The sequence below is a fragment of the Paractinoplanes ferrugineus genome, from assembly GCF_016862195.1.
Classification (GTDB): domain Bacteria; phylum Actinomycetota; class Actinomycetes; order Mycobacteriales; family Micromonosporaceae; genus Actinoplanes; species Actinoplanes ferrugineus.
Genome location: NZ_BOMM01000047.1, coordinates 117,181 through 141,989, shown reverse-complemented (window position 1 = coordinate 141,989; position 24,809 = coordinate 117,181). Strand labels below are relative to the sequence as shown.

Annotated in this window: 22 protein-coding genes; 9 read left to right on the top strand and 13 right to left on the bottom strand. The window is 71.6% G+C overall.

Translation table 11 applies throughout. The features are described from left to right. Positions 1 to 7: 7 nt before the first annotated feature. On the bottom strand, positions 8 to 1,021 hold the full coding sequence (locus Afe05nite_RS25075) for a hypothetical protein (RefSeq protein ID WP_203819644.1): 1,014 nt from the start codon (positions 1,019 to 1,021) through the stop codon (positions 8 to 10). Positions 1,022 to 1,203: 182 nt separating this feature from the next. On the opposite strand from Afe05nite_RS25075, the gene Afe05nite_RS25070 reads away from it, so the two are divergent. Further along, entirely contained in the window at positions 1,204 to 2,289 is a 1,086-nt protein-coding gene (locus Afe05nite_RS25070; protein ID WP_203819643.1) for an outer membrane protein assembly factor BamB family protein, read from the top strand. Between the two features lie 363 nt (positions 2,290 to 2,652). On the opposite strand, the gene Afe05nite_RS25065 is transcribed toward Afe05nite_RS25070, so the two are convergent. After that, positions 2,653 to 2,844, bottom strand: coding sequence for a YciI family protein (locus Afe05nite_RS25065; RefSeq protein WP_203819642.1), 192 nt, complete (start codon positions 2,842 to 2,844; stop codon positions 2,653 to 2,655). A 535-nt stretch (positions 2,845 to 3,379) separates the two neighbouring features. Here Afe05nite_RS25065 and Afe05nite_RS25060 point away from each other — a divergent pair. Next, positions 3,380 to 3,817, top strand: a complete 438-nt coding sequence (locus tag Afe05nite_RS25060) for a hypothetical protein (protein ID WP_203819641.1) — start codon at positions 3,380 to 3,382, stop codon at positions 3,815 to 3,817. Positions 3,818 to 3,930: 113 nt separating this feature from the next. On the opposite strand, the gene Afe05nite_RS25055 is transcribed toward Afe05nite_RS25060, so the two are convergent. From Afe05nite_RS25055 to Afe05nite_RS25015, 9 genes are all read right to left on the bottom strand, one after another. Continuing rightward, complete coding sequence (locus Afe05nite_RS25055) at positions 3,931 to 4,344, bottom strand: Ohr family peroxiredoxin (RefSeq protein WP_203819640.1); 414 nt, start codon at positions 4,342 to 4,344, stop codon at positions 3,931 to 3,933. Next, on the bottom strand, positions 4,341 to 5,663 hold the full coding sequence (gene hemL / locus Afe05nite_RS25050; RefSeq protein ID WP_203819639.1) for a glutamate-1-semialdehyde 2,1-aminomutase: 1,323 nt from the start codon (positions 5,661 to 5,663) through the stop codon (positions 4,341 to 4,343). Before hemL ends, Afe05nite_RS25055 begins: the two co-directional genes overlap by 4 nt. Continuing rightward, complete coding sequence (locus tag Afe05nite_RS25045) at positions 5,660 to 7,717, bottom strand: acetate--CoA ligase family protein (protein WP_203819638.1); 2,058 nt, start codon at positions 7,715 to 7,717, stop codon at positions 5,660 to 5,662. The genes hemL and Afe05nite_RS25045 overlap by 4 nt, the downstream gene beginning before the upstream one ends. Next, complete coding sequence (hemA, locus tag Afe05nite_RS25040; protein WP_203819637.1) at positions 7,714 to 9,030, bottom strand: glutamyl-tRNA reductase; 1,317 nt, start codon at positions 9,028 to 9,030, stop codon at positions 7,714 to 7,716. Before hemA ends, Afe05nite_RS25045 begins: the two co-directional genes overlap by 4 nt. A gap of 23 nt (positions 9,031 to 9,053) precedes the next feature. After that, a complete protein-coding gene (gene hemB / locus Afe05nite_RS25035) occupies positions 9,054 to 10,079 on the bottom strand; it encodes a porphobilinogen synthase (protein ID WP_203819636.1) in 1,026 nt (341 codons plus the stop codon). Between the two features lie 2 nt (positions 10,080 to 10,081). Further along, the gene (locus Afe05nite_RS25030; protein WP_203819635.1) at positions 10,082 to 10,891 is read right to left on the bottom strand and encodes an aspartate/glutamate racemase family protein; all 810 of its coding nucleotides are present in this window, start codon (positions 10,889 to 10,891) and stop codon (positions 10,082 to 10,084) included. Positions 10,892 to 10,932: 41 nt separating this feature from the next. Then, a complete protein-coding gene (locus Afe05nite_RS25025) occupies positions 10,933 to 12,084 on the bottom strand; it encodes an FAD-dependent oxidoreductase (protein ID WP_203819634.1) in 1,152 nt (383 codons plus the stop codon). Then, on the bottom strand, positions 12,081 to 12,785 hold the full coding sequence (locus Afe05nite_RS25020) for a maleate cis-trans isomerase family protein (protein WP_203819633.1): 705 nt from the start codon (positions 12,783 to 12,785) through the stop codon (positions 12,081 to 12,083). The genes Afe05nite_RS25025 and Afe05nite_RS25020 overlap by 4 nt, the downstream gene beginning before the upstream one ends. A gap of 180 nt (positions 12,786 to 12,965) precedes the next feature. Beyond that, entirely contained in the window at positions 12,966 to 13,502 is a 537-nt protein-coding gene (locus Afe05nite_RS25015) for a LuxR C-terminal-related transcriptional regulator (RefSeq protein ID WP_203819632.1), read from the bottom strand. A 285-nt stretch (positions 13,503 to 13,787) separates the two neighbouring features. Between Afe05nite_RS25015 and Afe05nite_RS25010 the strand changes: the two genes are divergently transcribed. From Afe05nite_RS25010 to Afe05nite_RS24990, 5 genes are all read left to right on the top strand, one after another. After that, a complete protein-coding gene (locus Afe05nite_RS25010) occupies positions 13,788 to 14,726 on the top strand; it encodes a LysR family transcriptional regulator (RefSeq protein ID WP_203819631.1) in 939 nt (312 codons plus the stop codon). Between the two features lie 78 nt (positions 14,727 to 14,804). After that, positions 14,805 to 15,770 (top strand): DMT family transporter, encoded by a 966-nt coding sequence (locus tag Afe05nite_RS25005; RefSeq protein WP_203819630.1) that lies wholly within the window; start codon positions 14,805 to 14,807, stop codon positions 15,768 to 15,770. Beyond that, on the top strand, positions 15,767 to 16,648 hold the full coding sequence (locus Afe05nite_RS25000; RefSeq protein ID WP_203819629.1) for a TIGR03619 family F420-dependent LLM class oxidoreductase: 882 nt from the start codon (positions 15,767 to 15,769) through the stop codon (positions 16,646 to 16,648). The genes Afe05nite_RS25005 and Afe05nite_RS25000 overlap by 4 nt, the downstream gene beginning before the upstream one ends. Next, a complete protein-coding gene (locus Afe05nite_RS24995; RefSeq protein WP_203819628.1) occupies positions 16,632 to 17,804 on the top strand; it encodes an MFS transporter in 1,173 nt (390 codons plus the stop codon). The genes Afe05nite_RS25000 and Afe05nite_RS24995 overlap by 17 nt, the downstream gene beginning before the upstream one ends. Positions 17,805 to 17,850: 46 nt before the next feature. Continuing rightward, positions 17,851 to 18,897 carry a CaiB/BaiF CoA transferase family protein gene (locus tag Afe05nite_RS24990; protein ID WP_203819627.1) on the top strand — a complete coding sequence of 349 codons (1,047 nt, stop codon included), beginning with the start codon at positions 17,851 to 17,853 and terminating at the stop codon, positions 18,895 to 18,897. A 221-nt stretch (positions 18,898 to 19,118) separates the two neighbouring features. Here the strand turns inward: Afe05nite_RS24990 and Afe05nite_RS24985 are convergent, their stop codons facing one another. Continuing rightward, positions 19,119 to 19,634 carry a MarR family transcriptional regulator gene (locus tag Afe05nite_RS24985; RefSeq protein WP_203819626.1) on the bottom strand — a complete coding sequence of 172 codons (516 nt, stop codon included), beginning with the start codon at positions 19,632 to 19,634 and terminating at the stop codon, positions 19,119 to 19,121. A 174-nt stretch (positions 19,635 to 19,808) separates the two neighbouring features. Here Afe05nite_RS24985 and Afe05nite_RS24980 point away from each other — a divergent pair, with 174 nt between their 5' ends. Together Afe05nite_RS24980 and Afe05nite_RS24975 are read left to right on the top strand one after the other, a co-directional pair. Then, positions 19,809 to 20,477, top strand: coding sequence for an NAD(P)-dependent oxidoreductase (locus tag Afe05nite_RS24980; RefSeq protein WP_203819625.1), 669 nt, complete (start codon positions 19,809 to 19,811; stop codon positions 20,475 to 20,477). A gap of 273 nt (positions 20,478 to 20,750) precedes the next feature. After that, complete coding sequence (locus Afe05nite_RS24975) at positions 20,751 to 24,026, top strand: glycoside hydrolase family 3 C-terminal domain-containing protein (protein ID WP_203819624.1); 3,276 nt, start codon at positions 20,751 to 20,753, stop codon at positions 24,024 to 24,026. Positions 24,027 to 24,132: 106 nt separating this feature from the next. On the opposite strand, the gene Afe05nite_RS24970 is transcribed toward Afe05nite_RS24975, so the two are convergent. Next, a complete protein-coding gene (locus tag Afe05nite_RS24970) occupies positions 24,133 to 24,807 on the bottom strand; it encodes a hypothetical protein (protein WP_203819623.1) in 675 nt (224 codons plus the stop codon). Positions 24,808 to 24,809: the final 2 nt, after the last annotated feature.

Genomic DNA, 24,809 nt, shown 5'->3' with positions numbered 1-24,809 from the left:
CGACTCGTTACTGGTTCACCGCGGCGGGTTCGGGGGCGGCGGTGCGCGGGCGGGCCGGGTGTTCGGCCTCCCGGATCGCGTTGAACGCCTGCAGCGGCCGGGGCGGGTTCAGCTTGACGACGGTGTGCGCGTCGACGGTCCGGTCGTCGAGGGCGAAGTCGCGGCGCCCGCCGATGAGGTGGACCGGGCCGGTGTTCTTGCCGGTCTGGTTCCACCAGATCCAGCCGGCGAAGCTCCAGCGCTGCTTCCAGCCCGGCGTGCCGGGATGCCAGGTGGAGACCTCGTCGTGCACGGCGCGCAGCCAGGTGGCGCGGGCCTTGCCGTCGTGGTCGTCGGGCATGCCGATCAGGCCCAGTTCGGGAAAGACCCGCGGGCGGGCGTCGGCCGGGCCATGCGCGTACGCCTTGATGTGCTTGAGGAAGTCCGCCGGCTTCGGCAGCCGTTGCGGGCTCATCACCCATTTGTCGGTGCCGGCGTCCACATAGCAGTCGACGCCGAAGAAGTCACCGGTGCCCGGGTCGTACGTCTCGTATTCGAACTTGCCCTTGTGCTCCGTCCAGTACTGCATCAGTACCGGGCCGCAGCGGACCTTGGCGCGGATCCGGGGGCTCAGGTGCTCGATCATGTGCAGGTACTTGGCGAAGTTGGCCCGGTAGGCGACCGCGCGGTCCTCGGGGTGTCCGTCCCGTTCCAGGTCGTCCTCGGGCTCGTGCCGGTCGGTGACGAACACCTGCATAGAGGGGTTGTCGCGCAGCCAGCCGGGCATGTCCTCCAACTGCTGGCGGATCCGTTCGAGGCCGGCCGGGTTGCCGTCGACCTTGCTGCTCAGGAACGGGATGGTGCCCTTGCGCTCGCAGTAGGCAAGGCGTTTGTCGGACCAGTCGGGGAAGACCTTCAGGTCGGCGTGACCCAGTCGTACGTCGACCGGGAAGATCCGCATGATGTCGTTACGGGGAAACAGCGGCTCGTAAAAAGGGATCTTGTCAGCTGCGATCGACGCGCCGATCAGCAAGGGAACCACCTCCGGATCAGATTTGACACCACCGTGGTCCCGATAGAGGGGTATCCGCGCCGCTATGTACGGCTTTAGGGGCATCGCCGTGTCGTCACCCGCGTACCCCGGTCCTGGCCACCCATCATGCACACATGCGAAAAGTCGGTCTTATTGCGCTATCACTGGCCATGTTGGTGCCTGGTGCCGCTGTGGCCGGGCCACCGCCCGCGGCCTGGGGACAGGACGGCTACGGGCCGGGCAACACCCGCTACAACCCGGCCGAATCGGTGGTCAACGCCTCCTCGATCGGCCGGCTCGCGCTGCGCTGGACCGTACGGCCCGCGCTCGGCCGGCCCGGCTGCGGCGCCGACCCGATCGCCCCCCGAGTGGTCGGCGACCGGATCTTCCTGCGCGACGGCGGGGGAGTGGGCGCCTACCAGGCCGCGACCGGGAAACCGCTGTGGCGGCAGACCGGGTTCAGCCAGGTCAGCGCCGGCCCGCTGGTCGCCGGTGGGCTGGTCCTCGTGGCCGGCACGAAATGCGGGTCGAGCAGCGACTACGACGGCACCCTGATCGCGCTGGACGCCGCGACCGGTGCACGGCGCTGGCAGCGCACCGGCCCGTGGACACTGGACGCGGTCGTCGCCGACGCGAGCACCGTCGTCGTCTCCGGCGCCTGCGCCACGTGTGACGACGCCCGGCGCGGCACCGTCGCGTACCGCCTGACCGACGGCAAGCCACTCTGGACCCACCGGAACGAGTCGCTCGCCGGCCCGGTCTCGGCCGGCGGGCTGATCCTGTTGCGGCGCAGCACCGGCAGCGCCGAAACCTGGGCGTCCCGGATCACCACCGGTGCGCCGGTCTGGGGCACCGATCAGGCGATCACCGCGTACGCCGCCGAGCCGGCCGTCTTCTACATCGGCGACGGCGGCGGTCTCTGCGCCCGCTCGGCCGTCGACGGGCGGACCCTCTGGCAGGTCGCGAAGGAGGCCGGCGACCTGGCCACCGACGGGCGGCGGGTCTACGTCGCCTCGGTGCAGCGGGTCAACACGTACGACGCGAGGACCGGGCGGCTGGTCTGGAGCCGGGCTCTGAACGCACCCGCCATGCCCGTACGTGCCGGGGGCCTGCTCTATGTGACAACCGGGACCGGAGCCGTGGCCGTCCTTTCCGCCACCGACGGCAGACCGGTCGCCACCAAGGGGCTCGCCATCGCCCCCCGGCAGCACGTCGTCGTCGCGGGCGGGCGCCTGCTCACCACCGATCAGAGCGCGGTGCGGGCCTATGCACCGTAGAGAGGTACGTCGATCTCCTGATTTCGCGTTCCCGCAGAACGGAGGGCTCAAGAATAATCCAGCACAGCCGTACGTGATAATGCGTGACGCTGACAAGTGCGGCCTGGTCGACGTCGCCCATCGCGGACATCACGCCGAGACTGGAGTAGAAAAGTCCAATTCGAGGGACATTCTTTCGAGCTTCCGGGGCAGCCCGTCGACTCCGGCTTCAGGACTGTAGGCGTCCCTGAGCTGTCGCCGGATCCGGCTGATCTTTACGGGAGCCGGACGGCGGGCGGTTTCGGATCGGTGTCCGGTTGGTGGACCTCGGCATCGCCGCGATCGGGGCCCCGCGACAGAGGTCCGGTTGCGCACCGCGCCGTGTCAGGATGTGACGACCGGCCGGACCTCGACCCCTCCGTCGTTGACGGGAACCAGGCGACCTATCCAGACCGCATGGTCCAGATCCGAGGCCTCGACGAGGAAGTAACCGGCAAGAGTCCGCTCCGTGCCGGCCGGCGAACCACCGACCGGGACGTTGTCGCGGATGGACACGGCGTTCGAGGCAGGCCCCATGGCGTTGCCCGCAATGATCCGTGCGCCGGCGGCGGCGAGGACGGATGCGCGATCTGGCCGAGGGCGGCGCGGCAATGAGCGCCGGCGGTCGGTGGACAGCTCGAACGTCTCGGCGCGGTGGGGTTGGGCCGAAGTCGCGCCGGGTCCGGCCGATCGTCGACTTCGACAGCCTGATCTTTCCGCCGTCGACGCGCGTGACCCCCATCAACGGTGAACTGTATTTGCGCAGGTCGCCGTCAATTTGCCGGACTGACGGATTTGAACTGATGGCCCCTTGTGCTAAATGCGGCTTTGCAAGGCTTGTGTCGCTGTTCGGCAGTTCACCTAACCGCACGGCGACCCAAAGCGACGCTATGCATTCAGCACGATTCGTGTAAATCACGACATTGAGGTACGACAATGCAGTCGTGCGTTGTTCGTCCATCGGAAAGTCTCGGTGTCGGCCCGTGCTTTCCGAGTTTCAGTCGGCCTAACATCGGGTTTGCGATCGACTACCCGTGGTGATCGCACGTCCGTCCTCATGTCTGGAGTAGGTATGCCGCAGATCCGTTCCTCCCGCTTCGTCCGCCTGGTGGCGGCGGGCGCCGCCGGCGTGGCCCTGGTGGCCACCCTCCCCGCGGCCGGCGCCCAGGCGGCCACCGCCTCGTTCACCGTCTCGGTCAAAGGCGGCTACAACGACAGCCAGTCCCTGGGCACCGCAACCGGCACCGTGACCGGAACGGCGGGAAGCACCCAGGCAAGCTACTCGGTGACACTCTGCGGGCAGAGCACCTATCCGACGGCGCGCGTGGTTCTCCAGGGCGGAACCGCCACCGCCGCCCACACCGTGAGCTATCAGAACTGCGAGACGTTCACCGGCGACCTCGTCTCCAGCTACGGGTTCAACAACGTTCAGGTCACCGTGTCCGGATCCACCTTCTACCCGGGCAACCAGTACACGACCTACTCGAAGACCAAGACGGCGTACTTCTGATCCAGCCCCGACCGCCTGACGGACCGCCACCGGTCCGTCAGGCGGTCGCCGCCGGCACCTCAAGCCGCCCGCCGCACCGGCAGCCCAGCACATCGCGCCGCCGGCCCTCGCGGTCAGCGTGCCGGGCCTTCCTGCCGGACGATGACCTCGATGTTGCCGGCCACGGCGCGGGAGTACGGGCAACGGCCGTGCGCCTGCTGCACGAGCCGGTCGGCCACTTCGGTGGGGGTGCCGGGCAGCTCGGCGACAAGCTCCGCCGCGAGCCGATATCCGTCATCACCGCGAAGCAGCCGGACGGTGGCGTGCACGCGGCTGTCCGGCAGCGTGATGCCGGCCTCGCGCGCGCTCAGACGCAGCGCACTGTGGAAGCAGGCGGCGTAGCCGGCGGCGAAGAGCTGCTCCGGGTTGGTGCCGCCGGGCGCCCCGGGCGCGGTCAGTTTCAGGTCCAGCCGGCCGTCGTCGCTGTGCACGATCCCGTTGCGGCCGTCCCCGTCCGACACGACCTCGGCGGTGTAGACGGTGGTCACGAGTGATCACCAGCCGCTGCCGCGGCGCGGGCGGCGGCGGGGAGCGCCGACGCCAGCAGATCGAGGGCCTTGTCGTCGTGGGCGGCCGAGACGAACCAGGACTCGAAGGGCGACGGTGGCAGATAGACGCCCCGATCGAGCAGGGTGTGGAAGAACGGCGGGTAGCGGAACGTCTCGGTGGCCCGGGCGGCCGCGTAATCGGTGACCGGCGCGTCGGTGAAGAAGACCGAGAACAGGGTGCCGGCCCGCTGCACGCGGTGGGCGACCCCGTGCGCCGTCAAGGCCGCCGTGACCAGGTTCCCGACGGCGTCGGCGGTCCGATTCAGGTGCGCGTACACCTGCGGCGTGCACGCTTGGAGGGTGGCGAGCCCGGCGGCGGTCGCGACCGGGTTGCCCGAGAGGGTGCCCGCCTGGTAGACGGGCCCGTCGGGAGCCAGCCGCGCCATCACGTCGGCGCGTCCGCCGAACGCGGCGGCGGGAAAGCCGCCTCCCATGACCTTGCCGAAGGTCAGCAGGTCCGGCTGCCATCCTTCGACGGCGCCGTCGAGTTCCCAGTGCCCGGCCGCGGCGGCGCGGAATCCGGTCATCACCTCGTCGGAGATCAGCAGAGCGCCGTGCCGGGTGCACAGCTCGCGCACGCCGGCGTTGAAGCCCGGCGCCGGTGGCACCACGCCCATGTTGCCCGGCGCCGCTTCGGTGATGACGGCGGCGATCTCGTCCCCGGCGGCGGCGAACGTCGCGGCCACGGCGGCGAGGTCGTTGTAGGGCAGCACGATCGTGTCCTCGGCGGTGGCGCCGGTGACTCCGGGGCTGTCCGGCAGGGCGAGCGTGGCGATTCCCGAGCCGGCCTGTACCAGGAGCGCATCCACATGCCCGTGGTAGCAACCGGCGAACTTGACGATCTTGCGGCGGCCGGTGAAACCGCGGGCCAGCCGGATCGCCGACATGGTCGCCTCGGTGCCCGAGGAGACCAGGCGGACCATCTCCACCGGTGCCACCCGCCGCGTGATCTCCTCGGCGAGGGTCACCTCACCCTCGGTGGGGGTGCCGAACGACGTGCCCTGCCGCACCGCGGCCAGGACGGCCTCGGTCACCGCCGGGTGCCGGTGGCCCAGGATCAGCGGTCCCCACGAGCAGACCAGGTCGAGGTAGCGGCGCCCGTCGGCGTCGGTCAGCCAGGCCCCGTCGCCCGAGGACATGAACGTCGGTGTGCCGCCGACCGCGCCGAACGCGCGTACCGGTGAATTGACGCCGCCGGGAACGACGGCGCGCGCCCGGTCGAAGAGCTCCTGCGAACGGGTCACGGTTGCGGTGGTCATGCGTCGGCCCCACTTTCTTTCGTACGCGTATAAGCCGCGTCCAGCACGAGAACGCCCTCGGGCAGCACCCGAATCGGGTTGAGATCGAGTTCGAAGCCGCGCCACCCGGCCGTCAACGCGGACAGCGTGTCGAGCAGATCGGCGAGCGCCGCGCGATCGCCGGGCGCTCGCCCGCGCACACCGTCGAGCACGCGCGCCCCGCGCAGTTCGTCGAGCATCTCGGCGGCGTCGCCGGTGCGCAGCGGCAGCAGCCGGCAGGCGACGTCGTCCAGTGCCTCGGCGAAGATCCCGCCGAGCCCGACGGTGAGCACGTTGCCGAGCGGCGTGGACCGCACGCCGACGATCATTTCGGCTCCGTCGGGTGCCTGCTGCTCGACCAGGACGTCGCCGCCCAGCCCGGCGAGCCGGGCGAAGACCCAGGCGGCCTGCTCGGTGCCGACGCCGAGGGCGACCCCGTCGGCCTCGGTCTTGTGCAACAGGCCGGGCACGACCGCCTTGAGCACGGCCGTGCCACCGAACCCGGCGACAGCCTGGCCTGCCGCCGCGGCGTCCGCCACCACCCGGCCGGCCGGCACGGGAACCCCGGCCGCGGCGAGCAGCGATTTGAGCCGCGGCTCGTCGGCGTCGGCGGCGGGCTGCGCCACGGCGTACGGGTCCACGGCCGCCGGTGGGCGGCGGCCCGCGCCGGACCCGGTGAGCGCGAGGGCGGCCGCCGCCCGCACGGCCCGGCCGGGGGAGGGGAACTCCGGCAGGCCCGCCGCGCGCAACTGGTCGGCCGCGTCCGGCGCGAGGAAGTCCGCCCCGGTCCGCGCGACCAGCACCGGCTTGCCGTACTCGGTGGCGACCCGGCCGAAGCTGGTGACGGCCTTGTCGACGTCGGCGCCGGCCATCACGCAGAAGCAGCCGATGATCAGGTCGACGGTGTCGTCGCGAGCGACCGCGTCGAGCGAGCGGTCCAGCAGGCTCGGGTCGCTCAGCACGGTGGCGGTGATGTCGACCGGGTTCTCCGCCGACCCGAACGCCGGCACGATCCCGGCCAGTTCGGCGCGGGTGGCCTCGCCCAGCGGCGCCAGTTCCAGGGCCTGCTCGGCGATGGCGTCGGCGGCCAGGATGCCGGAACCACCCGAGGTGGTGACCACCGCGATGCGGCGGCCGCGCGGGCGGTGCGGCCCGCTGAACGCGCGGCCGGCGTCGAGCAGTTCGTCGACGTCGTGGGCGCGGAAGATGCCGTACTGGCGCAGGGCACCGTCGAGCACCCGGTCGTCGGTGGCGAGCGCGCCGGTGTGCGAGGCGGCGGCTCGGCTGCCCGCGGCGCTGCGACCGGACTTGAGCAGCGCCACGGGTTTGCCGGCGGCGGCCAGCTCGCGCAGGGCGTCCGCGTCCGGCACCGTCTCCAGATAGGCGAGCAGGCCGGTGCAGTCCGGTTCGGCGGCGAGCGCCCGCAGCACCTCGACGGCGGTGACGTCGGCGTCGTTGCCGGTGCTCACCACCCAGCCGGGACGCAGGCCGCGTTCGAGACCGAGGCTGGCCACCCCGAAGCCGAGCGCGCCGCTCTGGCTGACCACGGCCAGGCCACCGGGCTCGAACGGCACCGACTCGGCCATGAACAGGGGGCTGAACGTGGCCAGCACGCGGTGGTGGAAGCCGACCGCGCCGATGCAGTTGGGCCCGATCAGGCGGACCCCGCCGGCTCTGGCCCGGGCGACCACCTCGGCCTGCAGGGCGGCACCCTCGGGGCCGGTCTCGGCGAAGCCGGACGACGCGATGATCGCGACCGGCACGCCCGCGGCGGCGCAGTCGGCCACCGCGTCGGGCACCCGTTCGGCCCCCACCATGATCAGGGCCAGGTCGACGGGCCCGGGCGCCGCCCGCACATTGGGGTAGGCGTCGAGCCCGAGGATCGTCGGCGACTTCGGGTTGATCGGCAGGATGCGGCCCGCGTAGCCGTAGCGCTGCAGGTAGTCGACCGGCTTGCGGCCCAGTGCGCCGGGCCGTTCGGTGGCACCGACCACGGCCACCGAGGACGCGTTCCACAGGGCGGACAGGTCGTTCATACCAGTACCTCGCTCTTGTCGACGGTGTCGGCGGTGTCGGCCGGCGCGAACAGTTCGCCGAGCACGCCGAGGTAGACGTCGCCGTGCGGGAGCGCGGCCAGGTGCCGGGCGCGCACGCTCGGCTGGTGCAGCAACTTGTCGACGACGCGGCGCAGGGCTCGGGCGATCTCGTCGTGGGCCTGCTCGTCGAGGCTCGGCACGCGGTGCACCAGCCGGGTCAGCTCCGCGGTCAGGGCCGTACGGGCCGAACTGTGCATGGCCGCCAGGACCGGGCCGACCCGGGCGATCCGCTGGCCGGCCATGAACTCGTCGACCGCGGTGGTGACGAGGTCGGTGGCGGCCCGGACGTCGTCCGACGGCGCGGGACCGGGCTCGCCGGAGGCCAGCGCGTCGAGATCGACGAAGCGCACTCCCGCTATCGCGGCCACGCCGGCCTCGACATTGCGCGGCAACGCGAGGTCGAGGACGAACAGTGTCCGGTCCGGGCGGCCGGCCATCACCCGCCGTACGGTCGCGGCGTCGAGCACGATGTCGGTGCCGCCGGCGCAGGTCACGACGACGTCCGCGGCCGCGAGCAGGCGCGGGATGTCCTGCAGTGTGCCGCCGCGTCCGCCGGCGGTGTCGGCCAGGTGCTGGGCGCGTTCGGGCGTGCGGTTGGCCACGTCGAAGCGTTCGACCCCGGCGCGGCGCAGGGCGGCCGCGACGACGGCGGCCATCGAGCCGGCCCCGACGATCAGCGCGTGCCGGCCGGCCAGCGAGCCGACGTGCCGTTCGAACCGGTCGATCCCGGCGGTGGCCAGGTCGCGGCCGGCCTTGTTCAGGCCTGTGCTGGTGCGGACGTGCTTGCCGGTCTGCAGTGCGCTCTGCACCATGCGGTGCAGGGCCTGCCCCGAGGCGTCGAGTTGCTGCGCCCGTTGCAGGGCGTCCTTGACCTGGCCGAGGATCTGATCCTCGCCGATGACGACCGAGTCCAGGCCGGACGTGACCGTGAACAGGTGCCGTACGGCCTGCTCGGCGGTGTGGACGTAGAGATGCGGGCGGAGCGTCTCGAGGCGCTGGCCGCTCAGGTCGGCCAGCAGGCCGGGGAGCCGGTCGGCGGCCGTCGAGCCGGGACTGAGCTCGGCGTAGAGCTCGGTCCGGCCGCAGGTGGACAGCAGCATGGCGCCGTCGGCGTCGGCCTCGGTGCGGACGCGCTGGATCAGGGCGGTGGCGTTCTCGTCGGGCAGGCTGACCCGTTCGAGAAGGTCGACGGGGGCGGTCGCGTGGCTGAGGCCGACGACGACCAGGTGGGCTTGATTCGCAGGTAGCGACATCACAGGTTCCGTCCGCTGGTCGGTCAGCGCGGCAGCTTGGCCGCGAATTCGGTGGCCCAGTAGGTGATCAGGACCGTGGCTCCGGCCCGGTACAGGCAGGTGAGGCTCTCCACCACGGCGCTGTCCCGGTCGATCCAGCCCTGCTTCGCCGCGGCCTCGACCATCGCGTACTCGCCGGACACCTGGTAGGCGGAGACCGGCACGTCGACGGCGTCGGCGAGCAGCCGCACGATGTCCAGGTAGTACGAGGCGGGTTTGACCATCACCATGTCCGCGCCCTCGGTCAGGTCGAGCGCGACCTCGCGCAGCGACTCCCGCAGGTTGGCCGGGTTCTGCTGGTAGGACTTGCGGTCGCCGGTCAGCGACGACTCGACCGCGTCACGGAACGGGCCGTAGAAGCTGGACGCGTACTTGGCCGAGTAGCCCAGGATCGCGACCTGCTGGTGCCCGGCCCGGTCGAGCGCGGCGCGGATGTGGCGTACCTGGCCGTCCATCATGCCGCTGGGTGCGACCACGTGCGCGCCCGCGTCGGCCTGGGCGACCGCCACTTCGGCGAAGCGTTGCAGGCTGGCGTCGTTGTCGACGTCGCCGTCCGGCCCGAGCACGCCGACGTGGCCGTGCGTCGTGTATTCGTCGAGGTTGATGTCGCCGATGACGACGGTCTGCTCGCCGACCTCGGCCACCACGTCGCGCAGCGCGACCTGGAGAATGCCCTCGGGGTCCGAGGCGCCGCTGCCGGTGCCGTCCTTGACCAGGGGGATACCGAAGATCATCAGTCCGCCGACGCCGGCCGCGACCGCCTCGGCCGCCGCTTTGCGCAGGGTGTCGCGGGTGTGCTGGAGCACGCCGGGCATCGAGGCGATGGGCCGCGGTTCGGTCAGTCCCTCCCGCACGAACAGCGGCTGGACGAGGTTGCTCGGTCGCACGGTGGTCTCGGCGGCGAGGCGGCGCAGCGCGGGGGTCCGGCGCAGCCGGCGCGGCCGGTGCAGCGGGAAGGCGCCGGCGTTGCTGTCGCTCGCGTAGCTGGTGGGAACGGAGAAGTTGGTCATGGTCATGCCCTTCCGATCAGGTGGCCTTGGAAGACGCGTTCCACGTGGTCGCTGACCCGCGGTTCCGGCCGGCGGAACCAGTAGCCGGCGGCGGTGCGGCCGAGGATGCCGAGCCCGTGCGCGCCCACCAGCAGTTCGGCGGTCTTGACCGCGAGTCCCGCCGGATCGACGACCGGCAGGCCGTGCAGCTCGTGGATGCCGAGGTGCCAGAAGATCTCGTTGGGGATGCCCTCGGCCGGGATCAGCAGCTGGGCGCCGGCTTCGGCGGCCGCTTCGGCGGCGCGGCCGAAGCTGTCCAGGAACAGGTCGAAGCTGCCGTCGAGGGCCTGCCGCACGGCCTCGGCGCCGTCCCGCACGATCTGGTACGAGGTGAGCAGGTGGCTCAGGCCTTGCCGGTGGATGTTGTCGGTGATCGGCTCGCGCAGTTTCGGCATGAAGCCGAGCACCCCGAACCGGTGGTTCTGCATGGCGGCCACGAACGTCGCGGTCTCGGTGTAGCCCAGGGCCGGGATGGTCGCGAGCGTTCGCGCCTCGCGCAGTCCCGGATCCTGGCCGGCGGCGATGATCCACGCGTCGTAGCCCTCGCGTTCGGCGGTCAGCGCCGTCTCGGCGAAGTAGCCGTTGAAGCGCAGCGCCAGATTGCCGAAGCCGACGTAGTCGAAGGGAGTGGCGTCGTCGTAGGTGCCCTCGGGCAGGGTGTGGATGTCGATCGTGGTGTCGGGCGCGATGATCGCGTTCAGATGGGCCTCGTACCACTTGTCCAGCAGCGGCAACCGTCCGGCGACGGTGTGTTTCTGCAGCCAGATGCGCATGGCGCGGCGATCCTTCCGTGGTTCGGTGGTCCCGGGCGCCCTCAGACGCCGACGGGTCGGGGGGTGAGCAGGGACGATCGGGCCAGATAGTCGCGGGTCAGGGCCGGATCGGCGGCGATCCGGACGATCTCCGCGACGGCCGCGCGGGGGTCGGTGCCGTCGGCGCCGCGGGCGCGGTTCTCGCTCTGCGGCAGCACGTCGTCGACGAGCGACGAGCGCCGCCGGTCGGCCCACCGGGTGGCGAGGTCGTCGTCGGCGCCCCGCAGGATCTCGGCCAGGGTGTCGCCGAGGGTGGTGGCGTCGTGCAGGCCGGCGTTCATGTTGAGACCGCCGGCGGTGGAGGTCAGGTGCGCGGCGTCGCCGGCGAAGAACACCGCACCGTGCCGGTAGCTGTCGAGCAGGCGGCGCGACACGGGATAGGTGTGCGCGTCGGCGATGGGTACGTCGACCCCGGGCAGGCCGCGCCGCAGCAGCCCGGCGGCGTCGGCGGCACGGCCGCCGAGCGGCACCCGGAAGATGAGCCGCCAGTGGTCGAGCAGGCCGAGCGCGCTGAACGACTGACGCACGTCCCGGTAGTAGGTCAGCGCGGCCAGCCCGGGGATGGCCTCGTCGAGCGCCTTCTCCGTGATGACGCGTAAGGCCTGGTGCGGGTAGTTGGTGCCGGGGAACGCGAGACCCAGTGCGGTCCGGACGGCACTGTGCGCGCCGTCCGCCGCGATCAGGTAGCGGCCGGCGAACACGTACGGCCCGTCCGGGGTCCGGGCCGTCACCTCGACGCCGCCCGCGACGGTGCTGGTCCGGTGGACCTCGTGCTCGAAGAGGATCCGGGCGTGCGGAAGGGCCTGCAGGCGTTCGGCGAGCAGCCGGGTGAGCGCCGTCTGCTCGGCGTGCAGCCGGTATGGGTGCCGGGTGAGCCCGTCGAGCACGGCCAGGTCCATCTCGGCCAGCACGGTTCCGGCAAGGTCGCGCCACTGGACGCGGGGCACGGTCAGGCCGGCGGCGACCAGCTCCGGTACCACCCCGAGTGGCTCGAGCCGGTCGAGCGTGCCGGCGTGGAAGGTGGAGGCCCGCGAGGCGGTGGACAGGCCGGCGCCGCGTTCCAGGACGGTGACCGCGACCCCGTGTCGTGCCAGGGTCAGCCCGCAGGCCAGTCCGACCGGCCCGGCCCCGGCGATCAGCACCTCGCCGGTCACGACAGGCCCCGCCGCGCGGCCAGGTCGGCGAGTGGGCCCGCCGGGAACGCCGGCTGGTTGCTCGAGTGCCGCAGCCCCCACCAGGTCAGGCAGATGTTGGAGGTCAGGACGGTGCGATCGGTGCCGGCGGTGAGCCGGGCGACCGCCGCGAGGGTGAACATGCCGGTGCCGGTGACGAAGAACGTGCCGCTGTTGCCGGGCTTCGCCTTCTCGACCTGCTCGACGAGTTGCTCGGTGCTGACGTCGTACGGGGAGAAGGTCTCGCCGGCCCGGACCGGGATGACCCGCTCGATCGTCAGCCCGGCCGCCTGCCAGTACCCCACGGACAGGTCGGTGAGCCACGGCTCGTACGGCGAGACGAGCGTGATGTGGCGGTCGCCGAGTGCGGCCAGCAGGTCGAGGGTCGCCACCGTCGCGGAGGCCACCGGGTGGCCCATCTCGCGGCTCAGCCGCTCGCCCAGCGTCCGGTCATCGTCCGGGCCGAGCAGGTAGTGCGAGCCGCTGCAGGCGATCAGCGAGGCGTCGCGGCGCAGTGACCCGAACCCGCCGAGCGTCTCGCCGACCACTTTGTTGTACGTCTCCAGCCGCTCGCGCAAGGTCCGGCCGGGCAGCACGGGGAAGCGGGAGGTGTGGATGTCGGCGCTGTCGCCCAGCAGGATCCGGCTTTCCGGCTCGACGGCGGCGTTCGCGGGTGGGACCACGATTCCGAATTGATTGACGGCATTTCCGGGCACAGGGTTCTCCCTCGGAGACTTCCTCGGAAATTGATATGCCCAGCGTAAATAGTCGATGCTGGGGCGGGCACTACGGGAATCCGCAGTCGCCGCGGCAAAAAGAAAGCCCGGCATCCCGATAAAGGGAGGCCGGGCGGGGCCGGGCGGTCAGGCGGCCAGCGGGCTCAATGTCAGCGCGCGAGCCAGCTGCGCCCGGCGCGCAATGCCGAGTTTTCGATACATGCTGGTCAGGTGTAACTCGACGGCGCGTGACGATACGTGTAAGTGCGTCGCGATCTCCCGGTTGGTCCGGCCGTCGAGGACCAGGTGGGCGATGCGATGCTCATGCGGGGTCAGCGCCCACTCGCCCGGGGCGGGCGTCGGCTCCGGCGCTGTGACGGTGGTGGGGGGCCGGTCCGGCGTGTCCATCAACCGTTCACCCATCAGGATGTTCCAGCGTCTGACCTGGACTTCGGTGATCACTCCGCCGACCGCGTAGGGGTCGGCGCGGACGAGGGCCCACACCGCCTGCTCGTCCGCGGCGCGGCAGACCAGCAGGCCGCCGTTGCCGTCGGGCCAGAGGCCACCGCCCATGAGTACGCCCCGGTCGGCGAGCGCCTGCCAATAGTCGCGATGCGCGCTCTGACAGCGCCGGCGCATATTCTCGTCGGGGCTGAAACACATCTCCACCGCGAACAACTGCATTCTTGTCTCCCCGTGCGGCCGTCAAGAATAGGGCGTTTTGGGTAATCGCACGGAAACGTTTTGAATCTTGCTCAGCTCGTCGACGACGATGAATGTCTCCGTGCTCGGCGAGGGTGCCGGAAACGATCAATCAACCACCGCCGCGCGGCGGTCACGGATACGGACTTTATGGGTGACTGTGCGTACCGTCAAACGGTGTGTCCTGGATCACGTAACGGCAATTTTAATGCTTCATGAACAGCTCGTAGGTGCCGCGCTCGGCGGCCCGGCGGTTAACCTGGGGTAATGCACGAGCTGGATGTCCGCCGCTTGCGCGTGCTGCGCGAGCTCAGCCGGTGCGGCACCGTCACCGCCGCCGCGCAGGCCCTGCACCTGACCCCCTCCGCCGTCTCGCAGCAGCTCGCCGCGCTCAGCCGGGAGGCCGGGGTGCCGCTGATCGAGCAGGCCGGCCGCCGGGTCCGGCTCACCAACGCCGCCCGGATCCTGCTCGACCACGCCGACGAGATCCTGGCCCGCATCGAGCTGGCCCAGGCCGAGGTGGCCGCCTCGCTCGGCGGCGCCACCGGAGAGGTCACGCTGGGCGGCTTCGCGGCGACCCTGTCCGGCCTCGCCCTGCCGGCGCTGCACCTGCTGCGCGACAGCTCGCCCGGGCTACGCCTGCGGATCGTCGAGGTCGAGCACCCCGAGGCGGTCGACCTGCTGCTGCGCGGCGACCTCGACGTCGTGCTGACCATCGAGACCCAGCAGGGCCCGGCCGCGACCGACGGCCGCTTCCATCGCCGCCCGCTGCTGACCGACGTACTCGACGTGGCCCTGCCCGCCGACCACCCGCAGGCCCACGCTCCGGTCGTCGACCTGGCCGGTCTCGCCCAGGAGCCCTGGATCCTGCCGCACGCCGACGCCTGCCTCGACGTGTCGCTGGCCACCTGCGCCGCCGCCGGATTCACCCCGCACGTCGCGCACAGCATCGGCGACTGGGAAGGCGTGATGACCGCGGTCTCGCTCGGTCTCGGCGTCGCCCTGGTGTCCCGCCTGGCCGGCGTCGCCACCCGGCCCGGCGTCGTCGTGCGGCGCCTCGAGGCCGACCGCCCGGCGCGACACATCACCGCCGTCCTGCGTCGCGGGAGTCAGCATGCGCCCCACCTGGCCGCCGTCCTGCGCGCACTGAGCGACGCCGCCCGCCCGCTGGCGCACCATGAAGAACCTCTTAACGTTCTCGCCTAGATTCTCTCGATGGACCCCGCCCCTGGTGTCCGGATGTGATGGGGAAGTACCCGTGACACCGGCGCGAGAGGATGACCCATGTCGAGAACGAGCCTGCTCAGGCTGGGATTACTGGGCCTGATCTGGGGATCGGTGTTCCTCTGGATCAAGATCACCGGCGATGGCTTCGCACCCGTCCAGATGGTCTTCGCCCGCCTCGCTCTGGGCGCCCTGGTGCTGCTGGTCATCGTCTGGTCGCGGGGTCTGCGGCTGCCGCGCGGGGCCGCCCTGTGGGGCCACCTGCTGGTCGCCGCCTTCCTCGGCAACGCGCTGCCGTGGACACTGTTCGCCTGGGGCGAGCGGACCGCTTCGTCCAGCGTCGCGGGCGTCGTCAACTCGACCACCCCGGTGTGGACGCTCGCGGTGGCGCTGCTCTGGGGCCAGGAGAAGCGGCTCGGCGGATGGCGTGCGCTCGGTCTGCTCCTCGGATTCACCGGTACGGTCCTGGTCGCCGCTCCCTGGACCGCCCACACGACGAGCGTCAGTGGTGTCGTAGCGTTCGCCGTCGGCACGATCAGTCTCGGCGCGAGCTTCGCCTACATGGGCCGGTTCCTCGCCAAGCGCCGGCTGCCGCCCCTGACCCTGGCCGCCGGACAGCTCACGGCGGGCACCGTGCTCATGCTTCTCGCGCTGCCGTTCGGCGGCCTGGACCGGATCCACCCGAGCGCCGGGTCGGTGCTCGGGTTGCTCGTGCTCGGCGTGGTGTGCACCGGGCTGGCGTACGTCCTCAACTTCCAGCTGATCGTGCAGGAGGGTGCGCCGATCGCGTCCACCGTCACCTACCTGTTCCCGCCCGTCTCCGTTCTGCTCGGCGCGGCCGTGCTGGGCGAGCCGCTCGGCTGGCCCGTCCTGGCCGGCGCCGCCCTGGTCCTCGCCGCGGTCTACTTCGTCCGCCGCAAACCGGCGGTCCCGGCCGGAGCCCCCGAACCCGGCGCCGCGTCCGCTCCGGCCACCCCGGCGGCCGTACCGGTGGCGGGGGCGGCAACCGGGCGGGAGCCGGCGTGAGATTCGGGATCAACGTGCCCAACTTCGGACCCGGCACCAGCCCGCAACGCCTGCGCGACTGGAGCGAGCGCATCGAGGGCGCCGGTTTCCATCTGATCATGATGTCCGATCACGTCGCGCTCACCCCGGACGTGCAGCGGCTGTTCCCGGCGCCGTTCTACGACCCGCTGACCACTCTGTCGTGGCTCGCCGGGTTCACCCGCACGGTCGAACTCGGCACCACCGTGCTGATCCTGCCCTACCGGCACCCGCTGCAGACCGCCCGTGTCACCGCGACGCTGGACCAGCTCAGCGGCGGCCGGCTCGTCCTCGGCGTCGCGGCCGGCTGGGCGCCCGGCGAATTCGCCGCGCTCGGCCTGGACTACGAGCGCCGAGGCGAGCTGATGGACGAGGGCCTCGAGGCGCTGACCCGGCTGTGGACGCGGGAGGTCGCGACGTACGAGGGAAAGCACTTCACCTTCCACGACGTGCACACCGCGCCCGTACCGCTGCGGCGGCCGCCCCTGTGGATCGGCGGAACCAGCCGGGCCGCGTTCCGGCGGGCGGTGCGGTACGGCACCGCCTGGCATCCGACCTCGATGACCGTCCCGGCCATCGCCGCCGGGGTGGCGGCCCTGCGGGCGCGGGGCGGCCCGCCGGTGGCGCCGCGCATCAAACTGCGGATCACCGACGCGGCCCTGCCGGCGGGCCGGCTCGCCGGGGAGGGCACCCCCGCGCAGATCTACGAGGACCTGGCGCGGCTGCGCGACCTCGGTGCCGAATACCTCGTCGTGGACACGACGTACCCGGGCGTTCCGCTCGACGAGAACGCCCATTGGAAGGCGGTCACCACCCTCACCGAACAACTCGTCGACCTGGCCCGTGGCACCCTCCGCTGACCGGCCCGGCGGTGCCGTGGCGGGCATCGGCGTACTGGCGCTGTGCACGTTCGCTCTCGGGGCCGACGCCTACCTGACCGCCGGGCTGCTGGCGCCGATCAGCGCGCGGTTCGGCAGTTCGACGGCTGCCGCCGGGCAGTTGGTGACCGCGTTCACGCTCGCCTACGCGGTAGCCGCACCCACTTTCGCGGTTCTGCTCACCGGCCCGCGGCGTACGGTCCTCGCCTGCGCCATGGCGGCGTTCGTGCTGGCCAATGCCGCCGGAGCGCTCGCCCCGTCGCTGGCCGTGCTTTTCGTCATGCGGATCGGGGCCGGCGCGGCCGCCGGGGTCCTCTCCCCACTGGCCGCCGGCACGGCCGCCGAACTCGTTCCCGCCGAACGGCGCGGGACCGCCCTGTCCTGGGTCCTGGCCGGACTGAGCGCCGGGTCGGTCGCCGGCGTCCCCGCCGGGCTGCTCCTCAGCCGTCATTCCACCTGGTCGGCCGCGTTCTGGCTGGTCGCTGGTTGCGGGGCGGTGGCCCTGGCCGGGCTGCTGCTCGTCCTCCCGGCCGGCCGGCCGGCGCGGCCGGACGTGCCGCCGCCACTGCGAGCCCGGTTGACCGTGCTGCGGGACCGGCGGGTGACCCGTGTCGTCGCCGCCACGATGCTGCAGACCACGGCGAGCCTCGGCGCCTACACCTACCTGGCGGCGGTCCTCGCCACCCGCGGGATCGGTGATCCCGTCGCGCACCTGAGCGTCTGGGGAGCCGGTGGCCTGGCCGCAAGCCTCGCCGCCGGTCCGGTGTCGGACCGCTTGCGCCGCCCGCGGGTGCTGGCGATGCTGCTGCTGGGCGTGCTGGCGGCGGCGCTCGTCGCCTTCGCCGCCGGTGCCGGTACGCCCTGGGGCCTCGTCGCCTGCGGATTGTGGGGCGCGGCGGGATGGGCGTTCGTCGTCCCGCAACAGCACCGGCTGCTCCCGGACACCGCCGCTGTCGGCGCGAACAGCTCCGCCACCTATCTCGGCGCCGCGATCGGTGCCGCACTCGGTGGCACCGCCATCACCGCCGGCCTCCCGGTCACCTTTCTTCCGGTCGCGGCGGCCGCCCTCGCCCTGCTCGGCCTCGCCGTCACCGGGGCTACGGATTCCCGTAGTGATCCGGTGCCGGTGAATCCCTAACGTCGGTGAGGTCGCCGAGACGCCTGACGGACCCGAGGAGACTGCCTTGACCGGACCCCTGCACGGACTACGTGTCATCGAGCTCGCCGGCACCGCGCCCGCCGCCTTCGCCGGCACCCTGCTCGGAGACCTCGGTGCCGACGTGGTGCGAGTGGACCGCCCCGGCCGGCCCGCCGTGGCCGCCGATCCGCTCGGCCGCAACCGCCGCCGCGTCACCGCCGACCTCAAGGATCCCGCCGGCCTCGCCACCCTGGTGAGCCTGGCCGAGACCGCCGACGTCGTCATCGACGGCTTCCGCCCCGGCGTCACCGAACGCCTCGGAGCCGGCCCCGAAGAACTTCACAAACTCAACCCCAGACTCGTGTACGCCCGGGTCACCGCCTGGGGTCAGGACGGTCCGTGGGCCGCGCGGGCCGGGCACGACATCACCTTCCTGGCGTTGTCGGGCGCGCTGCTGGACCCCGACACCGCAGACCCCGCGACCCCGCCGCCCTATTACCCGGGCAGTTTCGTGGGCGGCGCGACGTTCCTCGTCGTGGGCATCCTGTCCGCGCTGTGGGAGCGCGCGATCTCGGACCGCGGCCAGGTCGTCGACGCATCGGCCGTCGAGGGCACAGCGGTGCTGGCCGGCCTGAGCCGGCGCTGGCGCGAGACGCCGGGCGTGCACACTGTGACGGCCGCACCGTTCTATCGCACCTATCGCTGTGCGGACGGCGGCTGGGTCGCGGTCGGCGCCATCGAGGACGCGCTCTATGCGCGACTGCTGGAAAACCTCGACCTGGACCCGGCCACCTTGCCCGGTCGCGACGACCTCGCCGCCTGGCCGGCGTTGGAGGCCCGCCTGGCCGCCGCGTTCCGCACGCGCGACCGCGACGAGTGGGCAAAGATCTTCGCGGACACCGACGCCGGTGTGGTCCCGGTCCTCGACCTCGACGAAGCGGCCCGCCACCCGCAGGCACTCGCTCGTGGCACCTTCACTTCGGTCGCCGGCGTCAGTCAGCCCACTGCGGTGCCGCGCTTCTCCCGCACCCCGCCCGCCCTCCCCACCCCGATCCACGACACCGCCGGCGACTCCTTCACCTGGAAGTCATGACCCGACTCGCCGATCGGTCCCGTCAGCCGGGCACGCACCCCCCGAACCCCGCCGGCCCAGAGACGGCTTTCCTTGACCTTCCGACGGTGCTGGCCGACCGGCCGCCCCATGCTCACCGTCTGGAGCTACGACGCGGCGGACAACCGATTCGCGCCCCACGAACTACGTCATCAACGCGGCGCTCGCCGCAGGTCGGGGCCGCGACACCGGCGTGAGCGCGGTCAGGGTGGTGATGGCTTCCCGTGAGCGGCTTGCTCGCCGTCGGCAAGCTCCTGCGCCGCGTTCTTCCCGGCGTCGGCGGCCCGGCGCATGAAGTCGGCGACCACTTCCAGTTGGCTCTGGTCGTATCCGGCACAGATCTCGTCCAGCGCGGAGTTCATCCCCGCGTACAGGTGGAACACCTCACGGCTGCGCTGTGGCAGCGCACGGACCAGCACCGCACGGCGGTCCTGAACGTCCCGCTCGCGAGCCACCCAGCCGGCGCGCTCGAGCCGGTCGAGGATGCCGGTCAGGGTGGCGGGGTGGACCCCGGCCAGGCGGGCCAGACCGGAGGGGCTCAGCGGACCGTGCCGAGTGATCAGATCGAGGCAGTCCAGATCGCCGTCCTTGACGGCGATCCGAGCGCTGACCTGCCGATTGAGTATCGACAGCTCGTTACGCAGGTCTCGCAGCGCGGCCTTGATCTGCGTCGTAAGACCGCGGCGGTCATCGGCCTCACCGGATAATACGGAACTCATATGTTATCTTCCTCGTATCACTTCCGTATGACTTCCGTATGGTACGACTCCGAGAGGTTTCTCCATGTTTCTGATCACCGGCGTCGTCGGCCGGCAGACCGTTCGGCGCCTGACTGAGCTCGTCCACCCCGCCGAGGAGATCCGACGCGACATGCCCGCCGCCGGAGGAAGCCGGTGAAACTCACTGTCATCGCGGCCACCGGCGGCATCGGACGGCACCTGGTCGCGCAGGCGGTCACCGCCGGCCACGACGTCACCGCCGTGGCCCGCCGCCCGCGGGAACTGCCAACCGACGTCCGCGCGGTCGCCGTCGACCTCACCCGGCCCGACCTGCCCACGCTGACCTCGGCCGTACGCGGAGCCGATGCCGTCCTGTCGGCTCTCGGCCCCCGGAACCCGCGCGCCGAAGCGGGCGTCACCTCCCAGGGCACCCGCGCGATCATCGCCGCGATGCGGGCCGCCGACGCCCGGCGGATCATCATCGTCAGCGCCGCACCGGTGGGGCCGGTGCCGGTGCCCGGCCGAGCGGAGCCACCCCGGCACGACCCCGGCGACGGCTTCTTCATGCGCCACCTGGGCGCCCCGCTGACCCACGCCGTGTTCAGCCGGCACTACGCGGACCTCGCCGTCACCGAGCAACTGCTGCGCGACAGCGACCTGGAATGGACCGTCTCCCGGCCGCCCAAACTCACCGACAAGCCGTTGACCGGCCGGTACCGGACCGCACTCAACCGCAACATCCGAGGAGGATTCTCCGTGCCGCGAGCCGACGTCGCCCACCACATGCTCGCGATGATCGGCCAACCCCACACGGTCAAACAGATCATCGGCATCGCGAGCTGAGGCAAGGACGGTCCGGCTTGATCGGACCTCCCATCGCGTCCGACCTGTTCCCGCCATCTGTGCGCGTGCTCCGATGCGGCCTGGCCGGCGGCGGTCGTAGCGCGGCCGCCTGGCCGGAGTGCCGGGGGTGGCTCCTTCCAAACCGTTTGCCCAACCGTTATAGTTCTGCTGTCAATCGACGATCATCTATTGCTTGCCGGCATCGTCGTGGACCGGGGATCGGAGTTCGCCGCCTTGGACAAGGGAGCTCGTCAAATGGTGAGGACCGCTTCTGTGCTCTCGCGGGGGAGGGGGCGCGGGTTCCTGGCGCTCGGGCTGGCGTGCGCTGTGGCGGCGGGCGGACTCACCGCGTTCGGACGGCCGACGCCGGCGTCCGCCGATGACCCGCCGGCGTACAAGAACACCGCGCTGCCATTCAGCGTCCGTGCGGCGGACCTGGTCTCGCGGATGACGCTGGAGGAGAAGTACGACCAGCTCATCGCGATGCAGCCGCACGCGACCTGGCGGCCGAAACCGAAGGCGATCGACCGGCTCGGCGTGAAGCCGTACGGATACTGGGGAGAGGCGAACCACGGGATCTATTTCCCGACCATCCCCGGCAACGGAAACTACACGCAGTATCCGCAGAGCACCTCGATCGCGTCGACCTGGAATCCGGCCATCACCCAGGAGGTCGCCGGCGGTATCGCTGACGAGGCCCGCGTCACCTACAACACGTCCTGTCCGCCGGGGGTCGCAAAACCCGACCCCGTCGGTGGCGCCTGTCACGGCTTGACCTATTGGTCGCCGAACCAGAACCTCAACCGCGATCCCCGGTGGGGGCGGGCGGACGAGTCGTACACCGAGGATCCCTTCCTGGCCGGTCAGGTGGCCGGCGCGTTCGTGACCGGTTTGCAGGGCGACACCGCATCGCGTCCCGACACGATTCCGACCGCGGCGCACGACTACGTGCAGGCGGTCGCCACGCCGAAGCATTACCTGGCCAACAATTCCGAGGCCAATCGCGACTTCGGCACGTCGAACTTCACCGAGCGTTCGATGCACGAGTATTTCCTGCCGCCCTTCGCGGCCTCGGCCGGCAAGGCGGGCGCGCGGTCGCTGATGGTCGCCTACAACGCCTTGTCCGAGGTGGAGAACTACACGACGGACTACCCGTCGGCCTCGAGCTACCCGACCCTGTGGAGCCCTCGCGACAATGCCACCCCCGGCGGTACGCCCGGGACACCGGCCGCGGCGAGCCGGTACGCCATCGAGACCATGCTGCGCAGGACGTACGGCTTCGACGGTTACGTGGTTTCGGACTGCGACGCGATCACCCGTGTGCACGCGACCGGGACGGCAGGACACTCCTGGCACCCCGTCCAACTCGGCGGTCAGACGCAGATCAGCAAGACCCTGGGCAACGCCTGGGCACTCAAGGCCGGCACCGATCTCGACTGCTCGGGCGGTGACTACCCCACGGCGACCGGCCTCCCGGCGGCCCAGAGCCAAGGCTTCATCAGCGAGGCCGACGTCGACAAGGCGCTCGTCCGCGCCTTCACCGCGCGGTTCCAGCTGGGCGAGTTCGATCCCGTCGCCTCGGTCCCGTGGAACACCGAGTCCTACTCGCTGTCGGCGGCCGGTGATCCTGACGTCAAGCTGGCTTCGCCGGCGCATCGTGCGGTCGCGCACGAATCCGCCCTGGAGGCGCCCGTACTGCTGAAGAACGCCGGCCGAACGCTCCCGTTCGCGGGCGCGGCGACCGGCAAGACCGTCGCCCTGGGGCACGTGGACTCCCTGAACCGGTTCCAGTCGGGCTCCTACTCCGGGCCCACCGCTGTCAACACCACCTTCGCCCAGGCGTTGGCGGAGCGGACGGGGTCATCCGCCTCGGCCCTCACCGAGGGCTCCAGCACGCCGTTCCTGTCCAGCCACCTCGCGGTGTTCCCGGACGTCCTCGACGCCGACGGCACCGCGATCACCACCTCTGTGTGCGCCAGCAGCCCCTGCGATCCCGTGGCGGACGCGGCAACCGCCGAATATCAGATCTCCCAGGCCGACAACGTCGTTGTGGCCGTCGGTCACCGCAACAACGACGGCGGCGAGGGCGCGGACCGCTCCACGGTCGCCATGCCACGCAAGCAGGCCGAGCTGATCCGGGACTCGATCGCCCCGCTCGCCCAGAAGTACGGCAAGAAGATCGTGGTGTGGATCCAGGCCAAGACCATGGTCGACGTCACCGCGTTCCGGGACCTGCCGAGCGTAGGGGCGATCGTCTGGTCGTCCTTCAACGGCATGTACCAGGGCAAGGCCATGGCCGAGCTGCTCTTCAACGACAGGGTGACGCTCGAGGACGGGCGTACCGCGGTGGCCAACTTCTCCGGCAAGCTGCCGCTGACCTGGTACTCCGACGTCGACGCACAACTCGGCCCGGCCGCCGCCCCGGACCGCGCGATCGAGGACTACCGGATGACCAAGGCGGAAGGCGCCAGGTGCGGCCGGACGTACCTCTACTACCAGGTCGGTCCCGGCTGCGCGGCCCCGCACTATGTGTTCGGCCAAGGTCTGTCATATTCACCGTTCGTCTACGGCACCCCGCGACTGTCCTCCTCGAGGATCACTCCCGACGAGTCGGTGACGGTCTCGGTGCCGGTGTGGAACCGGGTCGCCGACAAGCCGGGCAAGGCTGTCGTGGAGGTGTACGCCAGAGCTCCGAAGGGAGCCGATGGGAACCAGCGCCCGCTCAAGCAGCTGAAGGGTTTCGTCAAGAGCGGCCTGATCGCCGGGACGCCGAAAACGGTAAAGGTCACCATCGGCGCCGGTGACCTGTGGTTCTGGGACGACGTGACGCACAAGAAGGTGTTCCCCACGGGCGACTGGACCATCCTGGCCGGCCCGAGCTCGGCCGACGCGGACCTGAAGCCGGTGCGCCTGCGGGTGACCGGACACCGGACGGCCGGCGTCGAGGTGGTCTCGGCCCAGCCGGACGCCACCGAGTTGAGCCTGGACACCCCCGACAACCGGATCAACGCCCAACTGTCGGTCACCAAGCACGACACGACGTTCTGGGATCTTTCCGACCGGGCGCTCAGGGTGCAGTACACCTCCTCCGACCCGGCGGTCGCGACGGTCGACGCCGGCGGCTCGGTCAAGCCCGTGTCCACCGGCGCCGTCCTGATCACGGCCAAGGCCACCGCCGACCGGGAGAGCAAGTCGACCACCTTCCCGGTGGTGGTGACCTCCGGCGTACCCGACGCCACCGGCTCGGCGTTCCCGAACGCCTACACGTCGCGGGTCGACTTCGGGGACCGGGAAGTCACGCTCCGCCAGGCAACCTCGGGGACGAAGCTGGCCGCGAGCGTGGTCCCGGCCAACCCCACCACGACGTACAGCTTCCAGATCGCCCCGATGGACACCAACACCGCCGGAGCGAGCGTCACCCCGGCCGGAGTCCTGACCGCGGCCAGGACCGGGCACGTTCGGGTCACCGTCACAGCCACCGATGCCGGCGTGCAGACGTCGGAATCCGCCCTCGTCACGATCGCCCCCCGTCGCCGGTTCGGTGGGTAGGACCGCCGCCGCCCGGCGCCGCCTCGCCCGGCTGCCTACGAGGTGAAGGCCGGGTCCGGTGCCGGCCGAGAGCTGATCGGCAGGCACCGGACCCGGGGGAGTGCGGTCAGCTGGTCGTGGTCGGCGCCGGGGCGGCAGCGCTGCCGCTGGGCACCGGCGCCGCGGGGGCCGTCGGGGCCGCGCTCCCCTCCGGGGCCGGGGCGGCGGGAGCGCCGCTTCCTTCGGGCGCCGGAGGCCGGGGATCCTGGTGGGCGCCGCCGCGGGGACCGCCGTCGCGGGGGCCGCGCTCGCCCGGCCCGCCCCGTCCGCCCGGTCCGGGTTGCGGGGCTACGCCGACCTCGGCCGCGTCCAGGGAAACGCCGTCCTTGTCCACCGTGCCCTCGGCGTGGACGCGGGTACCGACCGCCACCCCGTCCGGGACCGCCTTGATGTTGATCTGCCGGGTGAAGCCTTCGCGGTCGACGATCATGATTTTTCCGGAGCCGAGCTGCGTCACCGTGCCGTCCAGATGGGGCCGGTGTTGAACGTTGTCGGCCTCCGGCCCGGCGGGTGGGCCTGCCGGTGCCGCACCGGACGGGACGGCAGTCGGGCCGGACGGGACGGCCGCCGGGGCGGGCGGAGCGGACGGGGCGGTCGAGTTGTCGTCGGCGTAGGCCAGGCCGGTCGCCCCCAGCGCCAGGCCGCCGCCGAGGGCCACGGCGAGCGCTGCCCGCCGGACCCGGCGGGACCGGACACCGGATGCCGGACCCGGCATGATCGTGGGCTGGTCGCTTTGCTTCACGT